Raw genomic sequence first — 23,925 nt, forward strand, 5'->3', positions numbered from 1 at the left:
CCCAGTCGCGGCTGGCTCTCCTACTCCTCCCGGCCTCCGAGCGCTCCGCAGCCTCTGCTTGCGCTCGCCCCTGGGAGCTGGCCACGGCCGAAGCCGCTGACTTCCTCGTCTACCGCTCCCGTCTCCTGCCGTAACCACAAGGACCCAGCATGTGTCAGCACCAACCCCCGTGCCCAAGCGCCAACTCCGCAGATCGCGAAGCGGCCCGTCTTTCGGCTCATCACCCCGAGCAGGGGTGGAGCCTCCTGTGCAACGGCGTCCTACTCTTCGACGACACCGGCGAACTGCTCCCGGACGGCCAGATCGTCGCCCCGCACCGTGCCCTGCCGACGGCGGTGGCAGCGTGAAGCTCCTCCCTTCCCCGCGTACCCCTGCGGAGAGCACCCACCGTCCGCGGCGGGCGGGCCGGATCGAGGACCACGGCCTCGTGGGCAACGGGCGCACCGGTGCGCTGGTCGACCGCGACGGCAGCATCGACTGGATGTGTCTGCCGCGCTTCGACTCCGCAGCCGCGTTCACCGCGCTGGTGGGCAGCGAGAACCACGGCATGTGGCGCATCGGGCCCGCCGGGCCGCACGGCACCGCGCCCGCCGCCGACGGGCGGCGCTATCTCGACGGCACGCTGATCCTGGAGTCCACCTGGATCACTCCCTCCGGCACCGTCCAGCTTCTCGACTTCATGACCTTCACCGAAAATGACGACGTGACGCAGCTGGTCCGGATCGTCAAGGGCGTCAGCGGCCGGGTCCCGATGCGGTCCGTACTTCGGGCCCGTCCCGGTTACGGCCGGGCTGTTCCGCGGCTCGACATCGCCGGCCGCCGGGCGAACGTCGGCCTGGGCGACGGCCGCCTATGGCTCGACACCGACGCCCCCACCCGCGCGTCTGGCGGCGACCTGATCTCGGAGTTCAGCGTCGCAAAGGACGAGCAACTGTCCTTCGCGCTCGCATGGCAGCCGGGAGGCGACGAGCCGCCACCGCTTCCCGCACCGGAAGGGCTGCTGAAGCAGACCGAGGACTTCTGGGCGGACTGGACGGCCAAGTCCACGTACTCCGGCCCCCACTGGGAGGCGGTCGAGCGCTCTCTCATCACGTTGAAGGCGCTCCAGTACGGACCGACCGGCGGATTCGTGGCTGCTCCGACCACCTCGCTGCCCGAGGAAATCGGCGGCGAGCGCAACTGGGACTACCGCTACTGCTGGCCTCGTGACTCCGCCATGACGGTCGAAGCCCTTCTCCGATGCGGCTACTCGGAGGAGGCCCGGGCCTGGATCGGCTGGCTGCGAACAGCCATCGGCTGCCGGCCCGAGAACCTGCAGGCCATCTACCGGGTCGATGGCAGCCGAGAGCTGACCGAGGCCGAACTCGGCTGGCTGCCTGGCTTCGAGGACTCCACCCCGGTCCGTATCGGGAACGGAGCCGCGAAGCAGCTGCAGCTCGACGTGTACGGCGAGATCATCGGCGCCCTGTACGCGGCCCAGGAGCACGATCCGGAGCTGGCTCCTGTCGTAGCCCCGATCATCACGGACCTCGTCGCGTGCCTGGAGAACCTCTGGGAGCAGCCGGACGAGGGAATCTGGGAGGTTCGTGGTCCGCGTCGGCACTTCGTGCACTCCAAGGTAATGGCCTGGTACGCGGTCGACCGTGCGGTCAGACTCATCGAGGACGACCGTGCCGACGGGCCACTGCAGAGGTGGCGTGAGCTGCGCGATGCGATCCACCAGCAGGTGTGCGAGCGCGGATACGACGAGGAACGCAACACCTTCACGCAGTCGTACGGCTCGACGGAGCTGGACGTGTCCCTATTGCAGGTCGTGACGACCGGGTTCCTGCCGCCGGACGACAAGCGGGTCATCGGCACGGTGGAGGCGATCCAGCAGGAGCTGTCCACGACGGGCGGGTTCCTGCTGCGCTACCGCACCGGGGGCGAAATGCCGGGCGTCGACGGCCTGGCCGGCGATGAGGGCGCCTTCCTCATCGGCTCGGGGTGGTTGATCGTGGCGCTTTGCGCCATCGGTCGCCTCGACGAAGCCGAGATCCACCTGGAGAGTCTGCTCCGAATCCGTAGCGACCTCGGCCTGCTCGCCGAGGAGTGGGACGTCCAGCACCAGCGCCAGCTGGGCAACTTCCCGCAGGGGTTCTCCCACATCGCTGTCATTCAGGCGATTCGGGCCGTCGCAACCGCCCGCGCCTCTCAGGGGCGCCGGATCGCTGCGGGGGTGATCGGGCGGTGAGTGCTTCTTCTTCGTTACCGGCGGGTGGGCTGAGCCAGACCCGGGGTCGACACCGGGCCCCGCAGGGCCGAACCTCCGGCCTCGTCCTGATCGGGGCGAACTTGATCGGTCTGACGCTGGTCGGCTGTGTGATCGCTGAGGAGTCCAACGACTCCCGTGATTTTGAAGCAGCGGCGACGGTACCGGACATGGCTTCTGCCGAAGAGCAGTCGTTGACGACGACGGCCAACGCCACGACAGCATCCGACTTCACGGCCCGCTGGGTCGGCCCCGTAGGCCCCGGGGCGGCGGCATGAGCACCGATTCCATCGACATCTCATCTAAGACCGCACTTGGATCAGCGCGTGACTGCCGCTCGTACGCCAGGCGGCCCCAGACCGTTGGAGGGTGTCCAGGGTTCCCTGCTCCAAGCCGACAATGACGTCGGACTTCAGAGTCCGGAGCGCCGCGACGGCCCCCGGGAAGTGGGCCGTGCGCCCGGCGAACGGCACGGTCGGGTACCACAGCCTGTCCCCCACCAGGCGCCGGTAGTTGAGATCGCCCTTCAGGATCGTGAGCGCGGCCTCCCCGAACTCCTTCCGCAGGTCCTCGGGCATCTCCTCGTACGGCAGCGGAGCGCAGAAGAACGGGTGGGTGCGGACCTCCAGGCTTCCCGTGGCCATGGCCTTCCAGAGTCGGCCGCCGATCCGGCCCGCTTCGCCGGACGCCTCGATGAGACGGCGGAGGCAGTCGACCACGTCCGCGGTCATCGCGTCGGAGACGTAGTACGGGGAGGGCTTGACGTGCAGCACGACTCGCTCGGCGTGCCCGTGTGCGAGAAGGTGGTCGATGAGGACGAGGTCGGGAATCAGCTCGCGTCCCGCGTTGTCGGCCACCACGGCGACGGTGGCCGAGGTGCCGGCGGGCAGGAGCTGCCACAGGGCGGCGCTGTGGTCGGCGACCAGGGCCGCGACCGCGGTGTCGGTCACTGTCGGCTTCCCCGCCGTGATGCGGAAGCCGAGGTCTGCGCGGTTGCCCCAGAGCGAGGCGTGCAGGAGGGCCGTGGCCCGCTCCTCTGCCGGTGCGCCGGCGAGCGCGTCGAGGGCGCGCAGCTCCTCGTCCACCGCGTCGCCTCGCAGTTCGGCCTGTTTGAACGGTGCGAAGGGATCGACTCCTTGCCAAGGGCCGGTACCGAAGTACCCGACCGCGCCGAGGAGCCTGCGGTAGAAGTAGCTCTCCGCCCACAGGAACGGGGCGTCGTACCACGAGCGCCCGAAGTGCTCCCGTCCCCAGGCCGCCCAGCGCTCGTGGTCGTGGTCCGCGGGAGCGAGCGGTCGGACGACACCGTCGGTGATCTCGTCCAGCAGTGCGTCGAGCCCTTCATGCTGTCGGCTGCCGTACGGGAACGTATCTCGTACCTGCTGGATCAGGGCGGGGTGGCGATTGGCCAACACTCCCCAAGCGAACGAGCCGGGCTCGTTGCTCAGGATGACCGGCGCGCTGGCCGGGGCTGGGCCGGGAACGGCCTTCTCGCCCGAGTTGCGAGAGCTCCTTTCTGTCATGGTCCACTCCCGCTTGGTCTCGCTCGCCATGGAGGTTCCTCCGAGAACGGCATGCCGAAAGGTCCAGCCTAGTCGGCCACGTTCGGCAGTGGTGTGGCACTGGTGCAGCACTCGGTGGACGGCCCCCGCCTTCGGCCTGCACCGTGCTGGGTCCCCCTACCCTGGGAGATGCTCACCGCCACCAGACGAGCCTTCGTCCGTTCTCTCCTAGCCACGATCAGAAGGACCCAAAGGCATGATCAACATCGTCAAGCGCAACGCCCGCGTCATCCTCCTTGACGGCGACGAGCTGGTCCTGATCAAGCGCACCAAGCCGGACAGAGAGCCGTACTGGGTGTCGGTCGGCGGCGGGGTGGAACAGGACGACGCGACCATCGAGGCAGCCCTGCATCGGGAGGTGTTCGAGGAGCTGGGCGGCAAGCTGGAGCGCGCCGAGCTCGTCCACCTGATCACCGACCAGTTGGATGACGGCATTGCCGTCCAGCACATCTTCGCCGCGCGCCTGACGTCGATGGTCCTGGCCGCACGTACGGGGACGGAGTTCGCCAAGCCAGAGCGGGGCACGTACGAGGTGGTCCGGGTACCGTTCACCGCCGAGGCCGTGCGCGAGCTGAACCTGATGCCGCCCGAGCTGGCCGAGTTCATCGCCACGAACACGGAGGCCATCGTCTCCGTCGTCGACTCCCCGATCCATGAGGAGGCGTGAGGGATGGCGGAGACCTTGACCTTCGCCAGCTTCAACGGCCCTGGCAGCGAGAGCAAGACACCCCACGCAGAGCTGTCGCAGACTGCTCGATCGCGGAGGGGGTGGCGTGCGGACTGCTCCTTCGGTCAGTTGCTAACCGCAGCGACGCAAACGCCGGGGTGTTCAGCTGCCCCATTCCACTCGTACAGGCTCACGGGCGATGCCAAGCGCGCCGTCAAAGTCGGCTAGACGTTCAGCGAGCGTGGCGGAGGCGAGTCGGGGTGGAAGTGCAGCGGAGAACTTGAGGCCGCGGACGGCACGCGGATCAACGGTGGGCAGGGTGAGGGACTCGGCCAATTCGGAGCGGGCGACCTTCCAGTCCTTCGAACTGAGGTCCTGGCGCAGGCGAACGTGGGTGTCTGTGGGGCGCTGAACGGGGTCAGCAAGGTTTCCGAGGGAAGCTGTGAGAGTGGCGTTGGCGCGGTAGCCGGCCCAAGTCCACCAGCGGGTGGCGTCTGCGTCGCGGACGAGGAGGGTGCCTGCAGGGTGCACTTCGTGGGGTGCGCGGTCCATGCGGAGTTCGGCGAGGGTAGCGGTGGCGCGGCGCGTGAGGCGCACGTCGGGGTCGGTGCCGAGGAGGACGTCGCGCATGGCGCGGGTGAGGGCGTAGGAGAGACCGCGGGCTTCGCTTCCCTGCCATTTGGCGATGCCCCCGTTTTCGACGGGTTCGACGAAGGCGCGACGTCGAGCCCAGTCAATAAAGGTGACCTGCCAGCTGCGGCCGGCCAGGAGCAGGCGTCGCGGGCCTGGGCGTTCCTCGGTGAGGACGGTGGGGTCGGTGGTCCCGATCTCCTTGCGTCCGGCAAGCACAGTGAACTCAGGCGGTGCCGTGAAGGAAGCGGTCAGCTCCATGAAGTGGCGTCGGCCGAAGTGTTTCTCGGCTTCGGTGCCAATGAACAGCATGCCGCCGTCGCTGTCGAGGAAGCCGCCTTCGACGAGGTGGGACAAGAGAGGGCCAGCGGAGCGGTCGAAGGGAGCCAAACCGTTCCATTGTTCGGGCCATAGGCGGTCGCCGAGGCGGTGTTCCTGCAGGGTGACAGCGAGGAGTTGTTGCGCGACGAGATGGCGCGGCGAGGGGGGCGGGGTGACGGGTTCAACCCAACCTCGGGTCCACAGGGTGAGGAGGCCAGCGGCTTGGAGGAGGGCGTCGGGCCGGGTGGCGAGAAACAGGCAGTTACGGGAGGTTCCGGCACGGCGTCCGGTACGGCCGATGCGTTGCAGGAAAGAGGCCACCGTGCTGGGTGAGTCGATCTGGATCACGCGGTCGAGGTCGCCCACGTCGATGCCGAGTTCGAGGGTTGAGGTGGAGACGATGACACAGTCGCGTGCTTCGGCGAATGCCTGCTCGGAGCGAGCACGTTCGTCAGCGGAGAGGGAGGCATGGGAGAGGAACACGGTGACGTCGCGCGCCCGTAGTGCCGCGCCGAGCTCTTCCACCTGCTTGCGCGAGTCACAGAAGACGAGCCGTTTTTCGCCCTTGTGCAGGGCGGAGATCACTTTGGCAGCGTTGGCGAGAGATCCGACGTAGTCGAGTTCCACCTCTCCAGCGGAGCGCGGGAGATTTTCGGCGCCGGCCGATGCGGTCCCGCTGGCGGGCAGGGTCACTCCGGGGGCGACGACTCGGCCGGGGCGGTCGGCGGGACTGGCGCCCTGGAGCCAGGTGAGCAGGGTGTCGGGGTTGCCGACGGTGGCGGAGAGGCCGATGCGTTGGATCCGTTGGCCGGTCAGTCGCTCCAGGCGTTCGAGTACGGCGAGCAGGTGCCAGCCGCGGTCGTCCCCCGCGAAGGCGTGCACCTCGTCGACGACGACGGCGCGTACGCGGCCCAGCATGTGCGTGTGGTCGGTCTTGACGCTGATGAGCATCGCTTCGAGGGACTCGGGCGTCGTCAGCAGGAAGTCGGGGGACTCTGTGCGGATGCGGCGGCGCACGGACTCCGGGGTGTCGCCATGCCAGAGCGCGGCTCGGCGGCCCAGCCACTGGGCGTAGCTGTCGACCCGGTGCACCAGGTTGTTCAGGAGTGCCTTGAGCGGTGCAAGGTAGAGGACGGAGGTGCCGGTCCAGTGCTTCTCCCGCATTGCGGACAGCATCGGGAAGGTGGCTGCCTCCGTCTTCCCTCCGGCGGTCGGCGCGAGCAGGATCGCGTCCTCGCCGTCCATCAGAGGGTGTACGGCCTCCTTCTGCAGGGGGCGCAGATCCGGCCACCCGAGTGTGTTGACGATGTGGTGCAGGACTACCGGGTCGAGGCGTTCCACCGGGTCGGTGGCGCGCGGCTGATCCTGCACGTCTATGGCTCCTACGCTGGTCGTCAGAGGTCGGGGCTTCGAGGAATGGCTCTTCAGAGCTCGAGGTCGAGATCGTCCGCGGAGGCGGCTGGCGTGGGCGCGGCGAAATTCCGTTCGGTGGCGGTGAGGTCGCCGCTGGAGACCGTGAGCTTGTAGTGCGTGCGCGGGTCGAAGTCGGGGAACTGGTCGATCCGGTCCAACACGTCCCCGACCAGTTTCTTCAGGTACAGCCGGGGTGCTACTCCGACCCTTCCGCCAAGAGCACCTCCCACGGCCCGTGCCAGGTCGGTGAGGTACGCGTCGTCGGCAAGCTGCTTGATCCGGTCCGGGGACTGGGAGCCGTCCGCGTACAGGTCGCGGATGGTGGCGCCCAGGCCGGTCAGTGACTGCTCGGTGAATCCGGGCAGCCGGATCTGGACGGCCCGTGGGTTGTCGAAGCGGGGGTCGGTGGTGAAGTCGGTGGCGAGGCGCTGGGCGAGTGGTGCGAGTCGCTGTACGCCCTGTTGTCCGTCGTAGAAGGCGGGCGTTCCTGTGATGACGAGGTAGAGGCCAGGGAAACGGCCGGAGTGAACCTCGTCGATGAGCTGCCGCAGTGCGTTGAGTGCCTTGTCGCGTGCGTCGGAACGAACCCGCTGGAGGGTCTCCACCTCGTCCAGCACGAGAACGAGTCCGGCGTGCCCAGCGTCCCGGAGCACGGTGAGCAGGCCCTGCAAGAAGCCGAAGGCACCGAAGTGGTCAAGGTCGCCGCGGACGCCTGCGCTGCGCCTGGCGGCTGCGGCGACGTGCGGTTGGCCACCGAGCCAGGCCATGACCGCGGCGGCGGTGGCCTCGTCTCCGGCGTCCAGAGACTGCTTGTATCCACGCAGGGCGGTGGCGAACGCGGGTGCGTGCCGGGAGACCTCGGCGAGGCGGGCGGTGAGCAGCCTCTCCACGGCCTGCGGCAGTTCGTTCTCGCTCGCGCCGTCGGCGAGTGCATCCTCCTCCAGCGCGTAGAACCACGCGTCGACGACCGGCCGCAGGGCGCTCGGCGGGAAGCTCACGGTGGTCAGGCGTTCGGTGAGTCGCCGGTAGACGGTCTCCAGCTTGTGCAGCGGGGTCTCGGTCTCCGACACCTGCACTTCGGCCACGGCGAAGGTGCGTCGTTTGGCGCGTTCGCCGAGCCAGCGGGTGAAGAAGGTCTTGCCGGATCCGTACTCGCCACGCACGGCCTTGAACACCGAGCCGCCGCCGGCGACGGCGTCCAGTTCCTCGTCGATTGCCCCTTCGAAGCGGCCCAGGCCGGTCGCGAGCAGGTCGAGGCCGCTTTCGGGGACAGCGCCGCGCCGCAGCGCATCCACCACGGCGCGCCGTCGCACGACGCCGATCGGGGTGGCGGCCCCTGATGCTGAAGATCCAAACGCGTTCACCCGAATAGTCTCCCATCCGGCCGCCCACCTGGCCGGATTCCGACGCCAAAGCCTGGCATCCAGCACGCGGACCGGGCGGGCCGGGAGACCGGCCCGCCCGATGCAGGCGCACTGCGCCGGTTCACAGCCCGAACTGCTCGATCAGCTGGGCGCGGTGCAGGCGAAGGGTGCGGTTGTCAGGGAGGATCTCCAGGAGCTGGGCCCCGTCGTAATTGAGGAGCTGGGCGAGGGTCGCTGCGAAGCCGGGTGCACGCGTGGCGGGCTGGCCCGCTCGCTCGGCAAGAGCGGTCATCGGCAGGGTGCCGGCCTCGACAAGCGCGACCAGTGCCTTCGGGAGGACGGTCTTGTCGCGTGGCTTACGGGCGAGCAGGTCCAGCTGTGCCTGGTACAGCTCGGTCGCCATGAGCCGCTCGACCAGGGCAACAGCAGGGCCTTCGGACTGGTTGGAGGTGGGTGCGGGCTCGGGCTCGGCCGCCAGCTCGGCGGGTTCCTGCGGTACGGGGGGAGCCACCTCCTCTTCGCCGAACAGGCTGATGACGCCCTCGGGGGCGGGCGGGGCAGCCTTCCTGTTCTGCTTGCGGCGCGGGCTCGCCACGGCGGCATCGGACACGCCACCTGTGCCCGCTTCCTTCTTGGTGCCTGCCTCGACGACGACACCGTCCTCGGCGTCCTCCGTCCACCAGGAGGGTGTCGGGTCGCCCAGCTCCCGCCACCCGATCGGCGGCTCAGCGCCGAAGGGAAGGAGGGCGAGGAGCGGGATGGTGAACTCGGCGAGGGTCACCCCGCCGTGATAGCCCGCCTTGAGCGCGGTGTACCGGGTGTCGTGGTCCCGCAACGCGACGATCCGCGATCCGGGCTCCGGCCAGACCACCCGAGGTCCGGACAGCTCGATCTCGGCCGGGGCCACGGGTCCGCCAGGAGTGCGGTGGCGGGCCGAACCGATCGTGCCGCCGGCCGCATCGAGCTTGGTGCCGCGCCGCTCGACTACATGGCCGTGGTCGGAGGTAAGCAGCACCGTCATGCCATGCGCACGGGCAGCCCGCAGCAACGGTTCCAGACCGCCAATCTCCCTGGCCCGCCACGCGCCGTCGCCGAGTTTCTGCTCCTTGCCGAGGCGGTCGTCGACCGTGTTGAGTACGACCGCGACATGGGTGCGCTCGTCGGCGAGTGCTTCGGTGAGGGCGGTGGAGAACGGAGAGCCGGTGTCGGGGCCGCGCAGGTCGTCCTTGTGGAAGACGACCGCCGGTGTCCCGTTCCAGCAGGGGTGCTGGGGGAAGAGCCGCTTCTCGTCGTTCTGGTCACCCTTCATCAGGGTGCCCGCGAACAACGAGGTCCGCGATACGGTCGTGAGGGTGGGCAGCGCGGCAGCCACGGCGCGCCGGACGGGCGGTCCGGCCACGGTGGGCAACGGGTCGAACTCCGCCCACTGTCCCCGGAGTTCTTCGCCAAGCTCCGCAGCTATCGCCGCGCTCATCCCATCCACGAGCAGGAGCAGGACCCGTCGGCCGGGGCTGGCCACGACGGGTGCGACAACACGGTCCAGCAAGCTCTCCACGGTGAGCATGGCGCCGGGGGCGGTGCCACCCGCGGTCCACACCGCGAGCCGCTCGGAGAATGCACGGTCCAGCTCGCGGCGCTTGTCCCGCACCTGCGCGCCGATCCGGCTGTACGCGTCGGCGAGTACGTCGTCCGGGTCGCCGCCCGCTTCGAGGTGTTCCAAGGCCCGGTCTACCCAGCCGAGTTCGCAGATCTGGCGGGCGGTGCCGTCAGCGACCGAGGCGATATCGGCCTCAGGCGAGCCGGCGAGCCACTGCCGCAAGCGCGCCGCCATCCTCACCCGCTCGATTCGCGCGCGGGTGGCGCCGTCGGCGGCCAGAGCATGGTCGGCCAACACGGTGACGGCAGCGGTGATCGTGTCGGTGCCGCCGTCGGCGAGGGCACGACCAGCCGCAGTGAAGCGGACGTCGAGTCCGGCCGAGAGCAGTGGGCTGGCAGTCGCGGCAGCCTGTGCCCCGAACTGTGCCACGAGCTGTGCGGCCCGAGTCAGGACCGGGTCGGCGAGCCGGTGCTCGCCTCGGTCGACAAGCCCGCGGACGAACGCCTCGCCGCTGGATCCAAAGGAGGCCAGGAGTCTGTCGAGGTCGTCGCCCTGGGCGGGAGGCTGTTCGCCGAGCCACCGCTCGGCGCGCCCTCGTGCCCGGTACAAGTCGTGGTCGGCCTCCGCGTGCCCCCACAAGGCGGCGCAGACGACCGCGTAGGCGGCTGCGTCTGCCCCATGTTCGGCGTCCACCAGGGCGGTGATGATCTTTCCGGTCGAGCCGCCCTGTTCGGGTTCGGCGAGGAAGCGGGCCAAGCCGGCCCGTTCCGGTCCGCGCAGGTCGCGCAGGAGGTCGGGGCCGCCAGGGGTGAGGGTCCATCGGAACAGTGCGACGGGGTCGATGCGGTCTCCGTCGTCGTGTGCGGCCGGCCCGCCCAACGCATCCGTGTCGTAACGGCCGATCCTGAGACGGCGCCTGGCCAGCCGGGTGAGCGCCTCGTCTCGGGAAAGCACTCCCTTACCCAACGATGGCCAGCCGCGGGTGGCCGCCGCGTCCAGGAGCGCTTCGGCCGCCCAGGTCTCGCTGCGCAGTCGCCCGTCGAGCCCGCGTGCGTCGAACGCCTCCTGCACGACTTCCCAGTTGTCGACGGACCGGATCCCGCCGCCGTAGACGCGGGCGAGCAGCCCGGGGTCAAGGTCTGTGTCCTCGCGGTCGGTGAGGACGACCAGGACCTTGGGGTCGGGGGGAGTTGCCGCGTCGAGGTGGCCCAGGATCTGCTCATGTACGGCCAATACCGAGGGCCCGACGGCCACGCGCGCCCGCAGCCCGCCCGCTGTCTGTTGCACTTCGGGCCCGTCCCAGGCCGGATCGGCCCGCAACAGCAGGACGCGGACCGTGCCGTCGCCGAGCCGGCTGCGGGCGGCGAGGTACTGGCGGACGGTCCCCGCCGGCAGCCGGGCGAGACCGGCGGACGCGGGCCCTGTGGTGACGGTGTCGGACATCAGTCGACAACCTTCCAGACGACCTCAACGGTGGCGTTGGGGTTCTCGGCCGCGAGCGCCGCGATCTCCGCCTGCAGCTCGGCGGCAGCCCGCGCGGCGGTGGTCCGCCCGCCGCCGGAGCGGACAACGGACCGAGACGGCGTGCGGGGCCCCGGCTGCGCCACCGGCTCCGGCAGCACCTGTGGGTGGGCGGAGCCGCCGATCAGGTCCACGTCGTCCGAGCTCGGCGACGGGGTGGCGGGGGTTTGGGGCTGCTCGGCCGTGGTCTGTCGGGACCTCAACAGGGACAGCACCTCCCTGCCACTGGCCTGCAACACGCCCGGCAGGTCGGGGTAGTCCCCCGGATCGCCGGCGGCGGCATCTCGTACCCGCTCCAGGACGGTCGCGCCGTCCACACCGAGGGTGTCAGCCAGGCCCAGCTGGTCCCAGCTGGTGTTCTGCAGCGCGGCAGCGACCTTTGCCGCGCCCTTGAGGGACATGGCGTAGCGGTGTGCGGTGAAGTCGCCGAGGTCGAAGCGTGCGAGCCGGTCAACGACGGTCTTGGCGTCTGTGCCGGCCTCCGTCACCGACTTCACCAGCTCCTGCACCCGCCGGGCGAGGACGAGGCGGGGCGAGTCGTCGTCGAGGCGCAGGAAGGAACGGTGCTTCTCCAGTTCCCCGACGACCCGTCCTGCGTCCTGGGCGAGCGCGAAGGCGGCCTGCTTGATCTGTCCGGCGAACTGGTTGACGATCCGCCCGCGACGCAGTTGCGGCGCGCGGTCCCCGAGCACGGTCTCGTACCGCTTGCGCGCCTCGGTCCAGTCTTCCTCACTGGGCAGAGCCTGCTCGCGCAGGGCGTAGTCCCGCTTCAGCTCATGCGGTGCGGGCGCCGGTTCGACGGGGACACCCCCGCGTACCCACACCCGGTCGGTCATCTCCGCATAGGCGGCGGCGAGCAGCCGGCGAAGCGGCTCGGGCAGTCCGCGCGGCTCGGGAAGGTCGCTCCAGTCGGTGAGCTTGACCAGAGTCGGCTCGGCGGTTCCGTCCCGGCGGGCCTGGCTGGTGAAGTGGTCAGGCCAGGTGGTGGACTGCCGGTAATACGCCTCCCGCATCGTGCCGAGGCCGAGGCCGCCCGCGATCCGCGCCATGGTCTTGCGGTCCTTGCCATCGACCTCGACCTGTCCGTCGCGGTCCTCGGCGGCCTTGCGCACGTACTCGAAGACGGTCCTGATCTCGGCAGGTTTCACAGGCTTGCCGGTGCCGTCGGGGTCCAGGTCGGGGTGGGCGGGGTACTGGTGGGCAAGCAGCTTGCCGGCCAGATCGCGGGCGGCAGCGTCCAGCGGTGCACCGAGCGGGAGCCGAAGCTCGGGCACATCCTGCTGGGCGACCAAGTGGGTGTCGAAGCCGAGGTCGACGACCCCTTCCTGCTTTTGTGCGAGCCCGTACGCCTGCCGCAGCGCCTGAATGACGCGCTCGGTGAGGATGTCGCGCTGCGACTGCAGCATGCTCTTGGCGCGCGCCTTGTCGTCAGCGTTGAGGCTGCGTGCGAATTCGGAGTCGAAGCGGGCCTCGTCGGCGAGGGCCTTGTCGATGACGACGAGACGCTCGAAGTCACTGCGGGAGGCGTCGGTCAGGTGTGTGGGCAGCCACGCCAGGGTCCGCGAGTCGCCGCCCGGCTTCTCCCGCAGGGCACGCAGCCGCTGCAGGTCGTCCATCGGGCCGAACTCGCCCTCGTCATACGGGAAATCAACGACGAGCCGCCAGGCGTCGTCCTGGCTGGGCCGCAAGGCCGCCTCGGACAACGAGTCGACGTCGGCGACGTGGCCGAAGACAACCTCGATCTGTCGTTCCGTGCCCTTCCACACAAAGTCGAGCACGTCGTATGCGTCGAAGCCGCCGGGCCCGTCGCCAACCCCGAGCGCGTCCTTGAGCAGGCTGCGCATCTTGGCGCGCCGGTTGCCCAGGTTGTTGTGGACCTGTGCGTTGGCAAGGACGGCGTCCAAATCGACGCCGGTGAGTTCCAGACGGATCACCGCGCCCGGCCCGGTACCGGCGACCTTGATCTCGGGGAAGGTCGCCGCCCACTCCTTCACCTTCTGCTCGAGCCGGCCGACCTCGGTGCCCGCGATGCGGGTGGTGATGGAACCGTGGTTGAGGGCGTGCAGCCGAGCGAGAGTGAGGTCGGCGAGCGCCGGCACGCTGGGCGCGAGCGCCGACAGCAAGAGGGTCTGCAGGAGCCGGCTGTCGCCGGTGAAGTCGCGGCAACGGGCCGCGAGCTGCGGGTCGCCCAGGCTCTCGGGAGAGCGTCGGTACGCCTCGACCTGGTCCTCGGTGACCTGGTTGGTCTTCAACAGGTACGGGCGCAGCTTGTCCCGGTACAGCTTGTCGGCAGCCTCGAAGTGGACGTTGGTCTCCCCGCTGAACGCCTTGTCGCCGCCGCCCGCGATCGCCGGATACAGATCACCGAGCGGCACGAGCTGTCCGAGCCGCCAGTCATCACGGTGGTCGACGAGCAGCTGACTCATCAGCTTCAGGCCGGTGCGGGAGCGCTGCAGCGCGGCAGAGATGTGTACCAGGGTGTCCATGAACGCCGGCGGGAACGGGTACGTCCGCCTAAAAGCATCCTCGTCCGCGCCGGTGGTGGACTTGTCGTGACCCAGCAGGGTGTCCCACACATCCGGGCCGAGCTTCTTGGCCTCGGCGAACGCCGCGTCCACCTTCGCCTCGGCCCCCGGCACGGGCTTGAGCAGACGAGCCTGCGCGATCTGAGGAAGGTTGCGGTCCTCCAGGACGATCTCGTCGTAACGCCCGCCGTTGAGCTTCAAGGTGTCCTGCACTGCCGCCTCGGCGGCACCCGACATCTCCTCACCGACCAGCTCACGCAGATCACGCTGACGGGCGATGAACGACACCACGGGAATGGCACGCCGCTCGTCACCGCCCTCCACGAAGTTCGTCACCTTGCTGGATTCCCTGCCCAGCACCTTCTGGTCGTGGATGAGAGTGGCCAGCCACAGGATCAGCTCGTCCATGAACAGGATGAGCCCGTCGTAGCCCAGCGCCTTGGCGTGCGCCGCGATGACGCTGAGCCCCCTGTCGAGGGAGATGAAGCCGCTGGCGTCCTCGGAAGCATTGCGCGCGAAGGCGGGGAACAGCGTTTTTGTGAGGTCCTGGACGAGGCGGGCACGCAGTTCCCTCGACGTGGAGGGATTGTCCAGATCGAGGCTCTTGGTGTTCTCGTGTTCCTCCACCGCGTCCATGGCCTCGTCGAGAAGGCTGCTGGTCCAGGTGAAAGAATCACCCCATTCGTCCTCCTGGCCACCGGCATCGGCGAGCTGCGCGATCACCCAGTCGTCGCCGTTACGGCGGCGCTGCTCGGCGAAGTCCTCGAAGATCCCGTCGGTCCGGTAGACCTGCGGCAGCGGGCAATCCTCATGCAGCTTGCGCACGTGCTCCACGTACTTGCCGAGCACCCGCTGCTCCAAAGACTTGGCGCCGAGCATGTGGTACGGCACCAGCAGGAACTTACGGTCATCCGCGTCGAGCCAAGAGTGCCGGGCCCGCACCGGATCGAGCTCGCTACGGTTCCGAGCGGCCTGGTTGCGCGAGAGCAGCGCGTAAAGCACCGCCATGAAGTGTGACTTACCGGAACCGAACGAACCGTGCAGATATGCCGCCTTCGACGAGTGGCTGTCGAGCGCCGACTTGATCAGGTCCAGGGCCTCGTCGAAGTTCCCCAGCAGCCGGTCGGTGACGACGTAGTCCTTCAGGGCCGCCTCAGCCCCCTCGGCGGTGACCGCCTCGTTCAGCTTCAGCACGAAGTCGGAGGTGGACACCGACTCCGGGATGTCGATCAGCTCCCGCAGAAGCGGCCGGTCCTCGGGGCGAGAGTTGTTCCTACTCATGAACGCCATGGTGTTTAAGCTCCTCGCCCTGATCAGTCGGACTCTGCGCCGGCGACGGCATCGGTGACGTTGTCCGTGACGGACATCTGGACGGCGGCCTTCGCGCCCGTTCGCCTCTTGGGCGCGGCTGCCTTCTTCGCGCCTCCGCGGGTGGCCGCGGCCGGGCGCCAGGCCCGCAGAGCGTCGTCGGTCAGCCCGAGCTCGCCCTGCTTCTGCTGCCGGAATGCCAAAATCTCGGCGGCCGGCGATGCACCGAACTCCGGGTCGTACTCGCCATGCCACTGCTCCAGCCACGGCTGCAGCTCAAGCAGCCCAGCCAGGTATGGCACGATCTCGTCGTCGCCGAGCCCCGCCTGCTGGACGTACGAGGCGAGTGCGAGGGCCTGCTCCAGGTGGTCCCAGCCGGCCCACCCGTAAAGCTCCGGAGACTGAACGTTGACCGTGCCGTACGACACGAACCGCTCCCTGGACACGTCAAGCGTGCCTCGGTTACGCCAATAGCTGGGCCTCAGGAAGTCGGGAGGAGAGGAGGTGTACTTCGGCGGCACAGGAGTTCGCTGGCGGATCTCGCGCTTTGCGGGCTCGTCCGGCGCAGCGTCTTCCTCACGCTGCAACTCCCACACATGTTCCCAGTCGGCGCGCTTCTTCAGTCCGGTCGGCTTGTACCGCAGCGCTGACACAAACGGTACGTGCTCCTCTGACATGAGCTCCCGAACGGTCTTTGCGAGGTCCTGCCGGGGCGCGTACAGCTCGGCGACAGACACGAAGTCCTCATCGCCAGAAAGGTCTTCCGCAAGGCGGGCGAGGGTGGTGATAGTGGGATTGCCGCTGGCGTCGAACCAGTGCGCACGATCCTCGATACGGTCGAGCAGCCAGGACTTCAACGCCTTCTGCCGCATCGCATCCCAGCCCTCGGTGGACCAACGCCGCTTGTACTCGGGACGCTCCAACATGCCAATGGCGCGGTTCGACTCGATGACCTCAATCCGCCTCTGGACAAGCTCGCGATAGTCGACCGGCCAATCTGCTCGGATCTCCGTGATCGGCGTCGACCCATGCCGCTTGAACCACTCGCCACTGGCCTCGCCAGCAACGACCCTCCGCGCCAGCACAATCTCGAAAGCACGCTCACCAAGAGCCAGTTCGGGCACGGAAGAGACGTCAGGCAGACGCAGATCCTCTGCATGCAGGCCGTAAAGGGAGTAAACCTGCCAGTCCAGCTCCTCCTGGAGGGCGATCATGCGGGCGCGAATCGAGTCATAGCGGGCTTCGGCTGCGCGGAGGGCACCGGCCGTGGGAACGGTCTCGGCAGCGAGGGCGGCGGGTGTCGATGCAGAGAGCTGCTGAGCAAGAGCGTCCAGCTCGCTGGCGAGAACGGTCGGGTACTCGGCGGGGAGAGGAAACTCCTGGAGCTTTGTTCCTGTGAACTCATAGAAGCGTTCCCAGATCTGCGACTTATACCCTTCGTTCACCCCCTGGCTGCCCCGGTCGTGACTCACCATCTTGAGCCAGAAGCCGGCCGTGGAGCTATTGAGTAGCCCAAGCAGCCGAACGTAATCCTCCTCCGTCGCCCCTTCTCGCAACTTAATCACTGGCGCGGTTTGCTTGAACACCTTCCCACCGCGATCCAACACAAAATGATTATGCGTCGCCACGAAAGCGAAAGCGATCCCCAACGGGGCCGAGTATCGCTCCGGATGCCAGCGACTCCACTCGTACCACGTAAGCCCAATTTCCTCATGCGTACCTCCTGGCTCCCGCCGCTCGCGCAGCATTGCTCGGTGAACCCAGAGGGGTCGGGAGATGTCGGCTGCAAGCTCGGGCTTGAGGTCGCTTCTACGGTACGGGAATACCGATTCGGTTGTAACCGAGATTTCCCAGTCTCGAACAGTGTCGCCCTCGATTAGCGGCACGACACGCTCAGGTTGCACACCGAAGCGCCGCCACGTCCCAACCGGTCGGAAATATGCAGAATCATTCCCCGTGTGCGTGTATCGCCCAATCGCACGGTTCAATTCGCCCAGGCGCTTTACTTTTACTTCCTCCAGGCTTCCGAGCATCTCTTGGCCGCCGTCCGCGAGGACCCATGGCTGCTTAGCAAAATATTGGCTTCGGTCAAGGTCCTCGACGGAAACCCATTGGCTGGCAGATCCCGGTTCATCGATCTGCTGGACGATCGCCGCCCACACCAGTCCTTCTTCCGGATTTGCCGGAGCAGAGGGTTCACCTTGAACACTTCGCACCGTTCGGATCGTTGTTTGTCGCTTCGATCCCTCGCGAGGCTTACCCACGAGGATCACGGTTGGAGTCCCATGCCCGGGAATATAGGCACCCGACGTGTCAATGACCTCTGTAAGTTCGACTCGGTGCGCGAAGTAGTCCTCGATGAGCCTTGTGCCGAACTCACGCTTCATGAATGAGTTCGCCGTGATCTGACCGACCATGCCGTAACCGTTGCCGTCACCCCCGCCCCGCTTGGCCAGTTCGAAGAACCGCTGGGCAAACGGCACAGACAGTGCGTACTGCAGTCTGCAGGCGTCATACAGCTTCTTATACAACCCGTTGAGCTTTTTGTCCTTCACCGTGATGTATGGCGGATTACCCACCACTACGTGGTACCGGCCCTCTTGTAGAATTCCGGGGTAGTCGTGGACGTCCTCCGTGGCATACGAGAACTCAGCGAGCGGGTCATTGGTGCCGCCGTCCTCCTCTGCCCCGAAGCCGAGCTGCAGTTCCAACTGCCGGTCCTTGATGAGCGAGTCGCCGACCGCAAGCTGGACGGGCCACTCGTACCGCCGCGCCTGTTCGAAGGTCCGCATGCCGCTGGCCGCCATCGCGGCGACCAGGAGCCGGAAGCGGGCCACCGCGACCGCGAATGGATTGAGGTCCACCCCGTGCACTGAGTCGAGGGCCGCCCGTACCCGCTCGTACGCGCCCGCCTCGGGCCGCTGCTCGGCCCACATCCGCACCAGGCGTCGGAACGCACCCAGTACGAAGTGTCCGGATCCGCAGGTCGGATCAATCATCTTCAGACCCTCGAAGCCGAACTCCCGTACGGCGGGGGTCATCGTGCGGTCGAGGATGAACTCTTCTACGAAATCCGGTGTCTGCAGCAACGCGTACGTCTTGCGCGCGGCCTCGCTGAGGTCCTGGTACAGGTCGCCCAGGAACCGAGTGTCCCAGCCCTCGGTGCCGTCCTCGCTCAGCGGGTCGCTGAAGTCGTGCACGAGCACCGGGCTGCCGGCCTCGCCACCGCCCCCGTCGAGTGCACCCTCTCCGGCGCGCTGCTCCCGCCAGAACGCGAGCAGCGCGCCGGCCCCGTCGTGCGAAAGCGGGATCTGGTAGAGCGGGTTGTGGTCGCGGTCAAAGAGCAGTCGGCCGGCCTGCCCGGCGCCCAGCTCTGCGAACGCCCTCTCCAGCCACCCTCGGTACGTCGGGTCGGCGTCCTTCTCCAGGTACTCCTCGTACCGCGCCTGCGCGGTTTCGCGCCCCGCCACATCCGGCGCGGTGATGTACGGCTCAGCGATCAGCCGGTTGTCCTCGCTGAAGCGGACGAAGACGGTGCCGAGCACCCAGGCCACCGCAACCTGGGTGATCCGCTCCCCGAGCCAGGCGTTCCACGTCGCCGCCGTACGGCCCAGCTTCCGGGCCTGCTCATACTCACCGCGCAGCCGCGTCCCTACCTCGGGGACAGCTTTGACCTGCTGTTCAAGGTCGGTCTCTGCCGCCTGGACCTGCTTCTGCAGGTCGGCGAGGAGGCTCTTGCGGTCGATCACGGAACGTCTCCTGGGGAGAAATCGGAGTGGGCGGAAGAAGGCCGGTTCAGGAGGGGAAGAGGGTCACGCGTCCGGTGCGAGGTGTTTGCGCGCGACCCAGGCATCGGGCACGACGATCCACTCGTCGAACCCTGCCTGGTACGGCACGCTCTGCCCTGCCAGCCGCGGTGCTTTCGCCGGGTCGGACTGGGCGACGAGCAGCCACAGCGGGCTGCCACCTTGCCGCGCTTCCTCCGCGAGCCTTACGAGCAGATCCAGCGCGTCGTACCGGGCGAGCACCGCAGTGTCGGTAAGGAGCAGCGGTCCCCGCCCCTGCCTCAGTCGCTCTCGCAGCTGCGGCTCGATGCGCCCCCACGCCTTGTCTGTACGGATGCGCAGCTGCTGGTGAGCCCGGCTTCCGGGTTCGGCAGCGTCGGCCTTGAGGACAGTCTCCCAGGTCGGTCTGGCCGCCTCGCCGATCACACTGCGCAGTTCGTTCACGAAGAGCCCGGTCAATGACACCGGCCGCACGCCGTACGGCTCGTCCGCCAGGTGCCGCACTGCGTTCTCAGCACCCCGGTGGGGCACCGTCAGGACCCGGAAGCCGTCCTGTCGCGCCGAGTGCGTGAGCCGCTGTTCGGCCTTGACTGCGGCGGCGACGGCCGCGTCCGCGTCGTACTGGGTGGGGGCGAGTCGACGGGCCGCCGAGGCTCCCCAACTCGCCGAGGTCAGGCCGGCGGTGGCGTCCCCGGCCGGACGGTCTGGGATGAGGCGGAGCACCTTGTCGTAGCGCGTCGCCAGCTTCAGCTCGAAGCCGGCCTGCTTCAGGTAGCGGACCAGTGCGCTGCTCGTGGGCAACTCGCGTGGCACCAGCGGGTCTGTGCCCAGGTCTGGGAAGCGGGTCATGACTCGCTTGTGCACGGCGTCAACCGTGAGGCCAGGCAGTCGCTCCTCCTCGACGCTCGGCTGCACGGCGACCACACCGGCCTGGGTGATCCTCAGCGCGCGCACCAGGTCCAGGTCGCGCGGGTAGATCTCCAGTCGGGGGGTGAGAGCGGCTCGGGTGGAGGCTGCCACCGCGATCTCGGCGGTGCGCCGCTCGTCCCAGCCGAGGTTTCCCGGCGGCCGTCGCACCGCGTCCAGCTCGTTAAGGACGGTGCTGGCCGTCGGCAGGGATTCCAGGTCCGCAAGTCGGTCGGCCCGCGCGCCCAGGTTGAGCGCGTATTCCTGCAGAGCGGGCAGCGTCGGGGTGTCCGGGCCGTCCACGCCCTCCCGGACGTCCAGGGCGAGCAGGCCCAGCACCGGATCGGCGCCCTTGGGCATCCGGGCATGGAAGTAGCGGAAGAGCGGCGGGGCCTCGTTGTTGTAGCTCTCTCGCTCGACCAGTGCACGCAGCAGCGATAGGGCGAGCGCGCGCCGGTCGCGCCGTTCCACGTGCTGGGTGCCGCGCCGGGCGATCAGTGCGTCGGCAAGCTCGATCACCGGGGCCACCCGTCCGCGCTCGGCAAGGAGTTCCACCACCTCCTCGCGCAGCAGCCCGAGGGCGGTGTCGTGGTGCCAGCGCTCGCGCGCCTTCTTCACGATCTGCGGGATACGGCCCGCGGTCAGGCCCACCGCGTCGGCGACGTCCCGCTGCCGAACCCATGCCAGGCCCTCGGGCAGCTTGCCGGTCTCGTTGGGCAGCCGCAGTAGCAGCCGGACCGCTTCGCGCTCCTTGGCGTTGGAGCGGGCACTGCCGCTGGATGGCTTCGGGACCAGCCGAGCGGCCAGCGCGTCCAGGCTCAGCGCGCCCAGCAGCTGCGGGTCAGTGACATTTCCGCCGCCGCCGGCGACTGATTCGGCGACCGCCTGTTCCAGCTCGGTGATTTCCTGACCGGCTGCCTTGCGGGCTTCCGCGCTGAGTGGTGCGGGGGCCGCTTTGCCGAGTCGGAGGTTCCACTCCTTCTGCCGGCGCTGGATCTCCTCCCGGGTGCGCGAGCCCATGCCGGGCGCGGTGAGGAACTTCCTCGCCGAGTACTCCAGTACGTCCCCAACGGTGTTCAGTCCCATGGCGAACAGCTGGGACTGCGCGGAGAGCGTCAGACCTGCCACGGACAGAGGCGTCGTGCGGTCAGCCCTCGCCGCCTGCTGGTCACGGACCTGCTCGGCGGAGGCATCGTCGTCCTCGCGTCCGATCTGTGGCCGGGCTTCCTGCGTGGTCCCTGCGCTTTCCGCCGTACCGTGCCCTGAGCTCGGAGCTGTTGTCCGCTGTGCATCCAGGAAGATTGCCTGCCAGGCACGCTCCATCGGCTTCAGGTCCGAGAACCGGTCCTTCACGTCCCGCGCCAGAGCCTTGCGGAAAAAGGCGACCAGGCCGTCGCGAACCGCCGGCTCGAAGGCGTCGGCGGCGAGCTGCGGGTACGGCCACTCCTTCGGATCGGTCTGCCGGGCTGTGACGGCACCGTCACTCCATCGGGGCGGCTCGTTCGACGCCATCTCGTGCAATGTCGCCGCGAGCGCGTACCGCTCGGCATGACCGTCGTACGAGCCGCGCGTGATGATGCCCAAGAACGGGTCGAGGTAGCCCTCGGTGCCCGCATCGATCTCCTTCGCCGGGTATCCGGCGAGCGAGAAGTCGATCAGCACCAACTGTCGAGTGCCGTTGGGACGGATCCGGATTGCGATGTTGTCCGGCTTCAGGTCCCGATGCCAGATTCCTTCCGCCTCCAAGTGCTCCACCGCGCCGAAGAGGTACTTCCCGTACGCCTCCAGCTGGTCCATGCCCAGGCGGCCGTTGTCCCGAAGCTGGCGGGCGACGGTGTCCTCACGCCGCCTCGGTCCCTTCCCGTCGCTACGATCCTGGTCCTTCAGCTCTCGGCTGTCGCCGACGTATTCGAGAGCGAGCACGCGACGTCCGGCGAGAGTGATCGGCTCCCGCTCGTAGAGCGCGATGATGCTGGAATCCCGGTGGATGCGGCCCAAGATCTGGGCCTCCCGGTCGAGGACCGCGTGCTTGGCCTCGCTCAGCGCGACCTTCAGCACAGCCACCGGCAGGGTGCCGCTACGCCGCGGCTCACCCGCGAGATCCCTCACCAGGAACGCCCGAGAGGTCGAGCCGGTGCCGAGCCGACGAACAACCTCCCAGCGCCCGGCCAGTACATCTCCGGCCACGGCCTCTAGCGGGTCCTTCTCCGGCTCGCCGCGATCCTCGTCCGTTCCCGATCCTGACCCGCCGTCCCCGCCCGTGCCTGCGGCTGCGGCTGCGGCCGAGCCGACGGAGTCCTTCTCGGTGAATGCCTGCTCGACGTACTCCAGCATCTCCAGGAAGTCGTCGACCGTGGACAGGCGCCGACCCGGTTCGTACGCGGTGGATGCCTCCACCAGGTCGTCGATGTCCGGGTTGAGTCCGTCGACCAAGGCACTCGGGCGCAGGCTCTCACCGGCTTCCAGGCGAGCCATGACCTCGCTCTGGCTTGCGCCTGGCGCCTGCCCGGTGACCAGCAGATACGTGAGGACACCGAGCCCGTACACATCGAGGCGCACCGGATCGGCCTTCGGAATTCTCAGCTCCGGCGCCAGATACGGATCGGCCTGCTCCGAGACGTGGAACCCGGACACATTTGTAGGAGCCAGGGTTAGGGGCCGGCCACGGCTGGCACTCTGGCCTGTAGCGATCTGCCAGTCCGCGATCTGCGGCCAAGGGCTCAGCCAGCGCTGCTCCTCGCTGAGCTCCCGCCCGCGCGGGCCGCGATCACGCGGAATGATGTGTACTGCGTGCGCCGACAGTGTGCGGTGATGGACACGGCGGGAGTGCGCGGAGCGCACCGTCTCCGCGAGCTGCCGTACGAGCGCGAGGCGACCCCGCAGGTCCAGCTGCTTCCCGTGCTGCACCAGAAAGTCGTCCAGCCGCAGAGTCTCCGGGTGGTAGTCGAACAGAATCGTCGGCCCGGCCGGATGCCCCGACGGCAGATAACTCTTCAGCTGTACCGCACCAGGGTGCCGGAACCGGCTGAGCACCAGCGCCTCGCGAGCAGCAGCCTGCTCCACCGAACGCCGCTCGGCGTCCGAAGCACCGCGCTCACTGAGGAAGACCCGCACTCGCGCCAGATCGTGCAGCTGGGAGTGACGGCCCAGGTAGTCGGCCCAGGTGGGTCCGGAGTCGAACGCCTTCGCGTCCAGGAGATAGGAGCCCACCTCATGCTGGCGGCGGATTGGTGCGATGCCGAGCTTCTTCAGGGCCACGTCGACGCGGCGGGACGTCTCGGCCGTTATCCGGCGCCGGGCGTCACCCGGCGGCTCGGCCAGCATTTCCACGAGCTGCTTGACTGTGAAAACGCCGTTCAGATCGGCGGCAGGCAGGTTCACACGGAGCTTGTCATCGGTGAAGCAGACCGCCTCGCCCACCCAGATCTTCGGCCGGTCCCCGGGCCGACCGGAGACGTCGTTGATCAGGCCGGCCAGTTCCTTGGCCTTCCGATTCGCCAGGTGCAGAGGGTTGCCGTGTCGCCGCTGAGTCCCGCCGGGCGTGGTCTGCACCCAGTCGTTACCGCCGCCGCGTACCGAACCGTGCCAGTCCTTCAGCTCGAGGAGGAACACCCCGGCCGGTGCTGTCACCAGAAGATCGATCTCGCGGACATGGCCACTGTTCGCGGTGAACGTGAAGTTCGACCAGGCGCGCCACGGCTCCTCGTCCGGCATACGCCTGCGGATCGCTTCCAGGCCGCGGCGCTCGTGCTCGTGCTCGGACTCGGTGACCGTCGTCCACCGATCTTCCAGCATGCGACTCCCCGCCTGTGTCCATTTGTGCACATTTACACGTACCGCGACCCTGCCGCCGTTCGCAGGAACGTCGGGCTGCCCCCGCTGGATGAATCTTAGACGGCAGGACTGACAGCAAGAGGGAGAGCTGGCTTCCTGGAGGGCTTTGCCCTTCGAGCCTGATCACCGGGTTCCCGCAGGTCAGGTAGAGATTCAGCCACGGCATGTCAGTGATGGCCCCGCGCTGCCGGTTACGCGAAGGCGTAGGAAGCCATCGATGGTGGGGCTTGTGCGGGCCAAG

At 68.3% G+C, this 23,925-nt stretch carries 10 protein-coding genes; 3 read left to right on the forward strand and 7 right to left on the reverse strand.

Going from position 1 to position 23,925, the window contains the following annotated elements:
- Positions 1–149: 149 nt before the first annotated feature.
- Positions 150–347: a DUF5999 family protein gene (locus tag ACIRB4_RS28395; protein ID WP_403295075.1), complete on the forward strand. Its 198-nt coding sequence runs from the start codon at positions 150–152 to the stop codon at positions 345–347.
- Positions 344–2,233: a glycoside hydrolase family 15 protein gene (locus ACIRB4_RS28400; RefSeq protein WP_403295076.1), complete on the forward strand. Its 1,890-nt coding sequence runs from the start codon at positions 344–346 to the stop codon at positions 2,231–2,233. Before ACIRB4_RS28395 ends, ACIRB4_RS28400 begins: the two co-directional genes overlap by 4 nt.
- A gap of 320 nt (positions 2,234–2,553) precedes the next feature.
- On the opposite strand, the gene ACIRB4_RS28405 is transcribed toward ACIRB4_RS28400, so the two are convergent.
- The gene (locus tag ACIRB4_RS28405; RefSeq protein WP_403295154.1) at positions 2,554–3,774 is read right to left on the reverse strand and encodes a damage-control phosphatase ARMT1 family protein; all 1,221 of its coding nucleotides are present in this window, start codon (positions 3,772–3,774) and stop codon (positions 2,554–2,556) included.
- A gap of 235 nt (positions 3,775–4,009) precedes the next feature.
- Between ACIRB4_RS28405 and ACIRB4_RS28410 the strand changes: the two genes are divergently transcribed.
- Entirely contained in the window at positions 4,010–4,480 is a 471-nt protein-coding gene (locus ACIRB4_RS28410) for an NUDIX domain-containing protein (protein ID WP_403295078.1), read from the forward strand.
- Between the two features lie 162 nt (positions 4,481–4,642).
- Here the strand turns inward: ACIRB4_RS28410 and ACIRB4_RS28415 are convergent, their stop codons facing one another.
- From ACIRB4_RS28415 to pglW, 6 genes are all read right to left on the reverse strand, one after another.
- On the reverse strand, positions 4,643–6,802 hold the full coding sequence (locus ACIRB4_RS28415) for a DEAD/DEAH box helicase (RefSeq protein ID WP_403295079.1): 2,160 nt from the start codon (positions 6,800–6,802) through the stop codon (positions 4,643–4,645).
- A 53-nt stretch (positions 6,803–6,855) separates the two neighbouring features.
- Complete coding sequence (brxD, locus tag ACIRB4_RS28420; RefSeq protein ID WP_403295156.1) at positions 6,856–8,166, reverse strand: BREX system ATP-binding protein BrxD; 1,311 nt, start codon at positions 8,164–8,166, stop codon at positions 6,856–6,858.
- Between the two features lie 163 nt (positions 8,167–8,329).
- Positions 8,330–11,248: a BREX-2 system phosphatase PglZ gene (pglZ, locus tag ACIRB4_RS28425; RefSeq protein WP_403295080.1), complete on the reverse strand. Its 2,919-nt coding sequence runs from the start codon at positions 11,246–11,248 to the stop codon at positions 8,330–8,332.
- Positions 11,248–15,141, reverse strand: a complete 3,894-nt coding sequence (locus ACIRB4_RS28430) for a phage resistance protein (RefSeq protein WP_403295081.1) — start codon at positions 15,139–15,141, stop codon at positions 11,248–11,250. Before ACIRB4_RS28430 ends, pglZ begins: the two co-directional genes overlap by 1 nt.
- A 23-nt stretch (positions 15,142–15,164) precedes the next feature.
- Positions 15,165–18,908 (reverse strand): BREX-2 system adenine-specific DNA-methyltransferase PglX, encoded by a 3,744-nt coding sequence (gene pglX / locus ACIRB4_RS28435; protein ID WP_403295082.1) that lies wholly within the window; start codon positions 18,906–18,908, stop codon positions 15,165–15,167.
- Between the two features lie 63 nt (positions 18,909–18,971).
- On the reverse strand, positions 18,972–23,645 hold the full coding sequence (gene pglW, locus ACIRB4_RS28440; protein ID WP_403295083.1) for a BREX system serine/threonine kinase PglW: 4,674 nt from the start codon (positions 23,643–23,645) through the stop codon (positions 18,972–18,974).
- Positions 23,646–23,925: the final 280 nt, after the last annotated feature.

The sequence above is a fragment of the Streptomyces sp. NPDC093600 genome, from assembly GCF_044764755.1.
In the GTDB taxonomy this organism is placed as follows: Bacteria; Actinomycetota; Actinomycetes; order Streptomycetales; family Streptomycetaceae; genus Streptomyces.

Coding starts and splice junctions, on each gene's coding strand:
- ACIRB4_RS28410 (WP_403295078.1), top strand. CDS start 4,010: ATGATCAACATCGTCAAGCGCAACGCCCGCGTCATCCTCCTTGACGGC.
- ACIRB4_RS28395 (WP_403295075.1), top strand. CDS start 150: ATGTGTCAGCACCAACCCCCGTGCCCAAGCGCCAACTCCGCAGATCGC.
- pglW (WP_403295083.1), bottom strand. CDS start 23,645: ATGCTGGAAGATCGGTGGACGACGGTCACCGAGTCCGAGCACGAGCAC.
- ACIRB4_RS28405 (WP_403295154.1), bottom strand. CDS start 3,774: ATGACAGAAAGGAGCTCTCGCAACTCGGGCGAGAAGGCCGTTCCCGGC.
- ACIRB4_RS28430 (WP_403295081.1), bottom strand. CDS start 15,141: ATGGCGTTCATGAGTAGGAACAACTCTCGCCCCGAGGACCGGCCGCTT.
- pglZ (WP_403295080.1), bottom strand. CDS start 11,248: ATGTCCGACACCGTCACCACAGGGCCCGCGTCCGCCGGTCTCGCCCGG.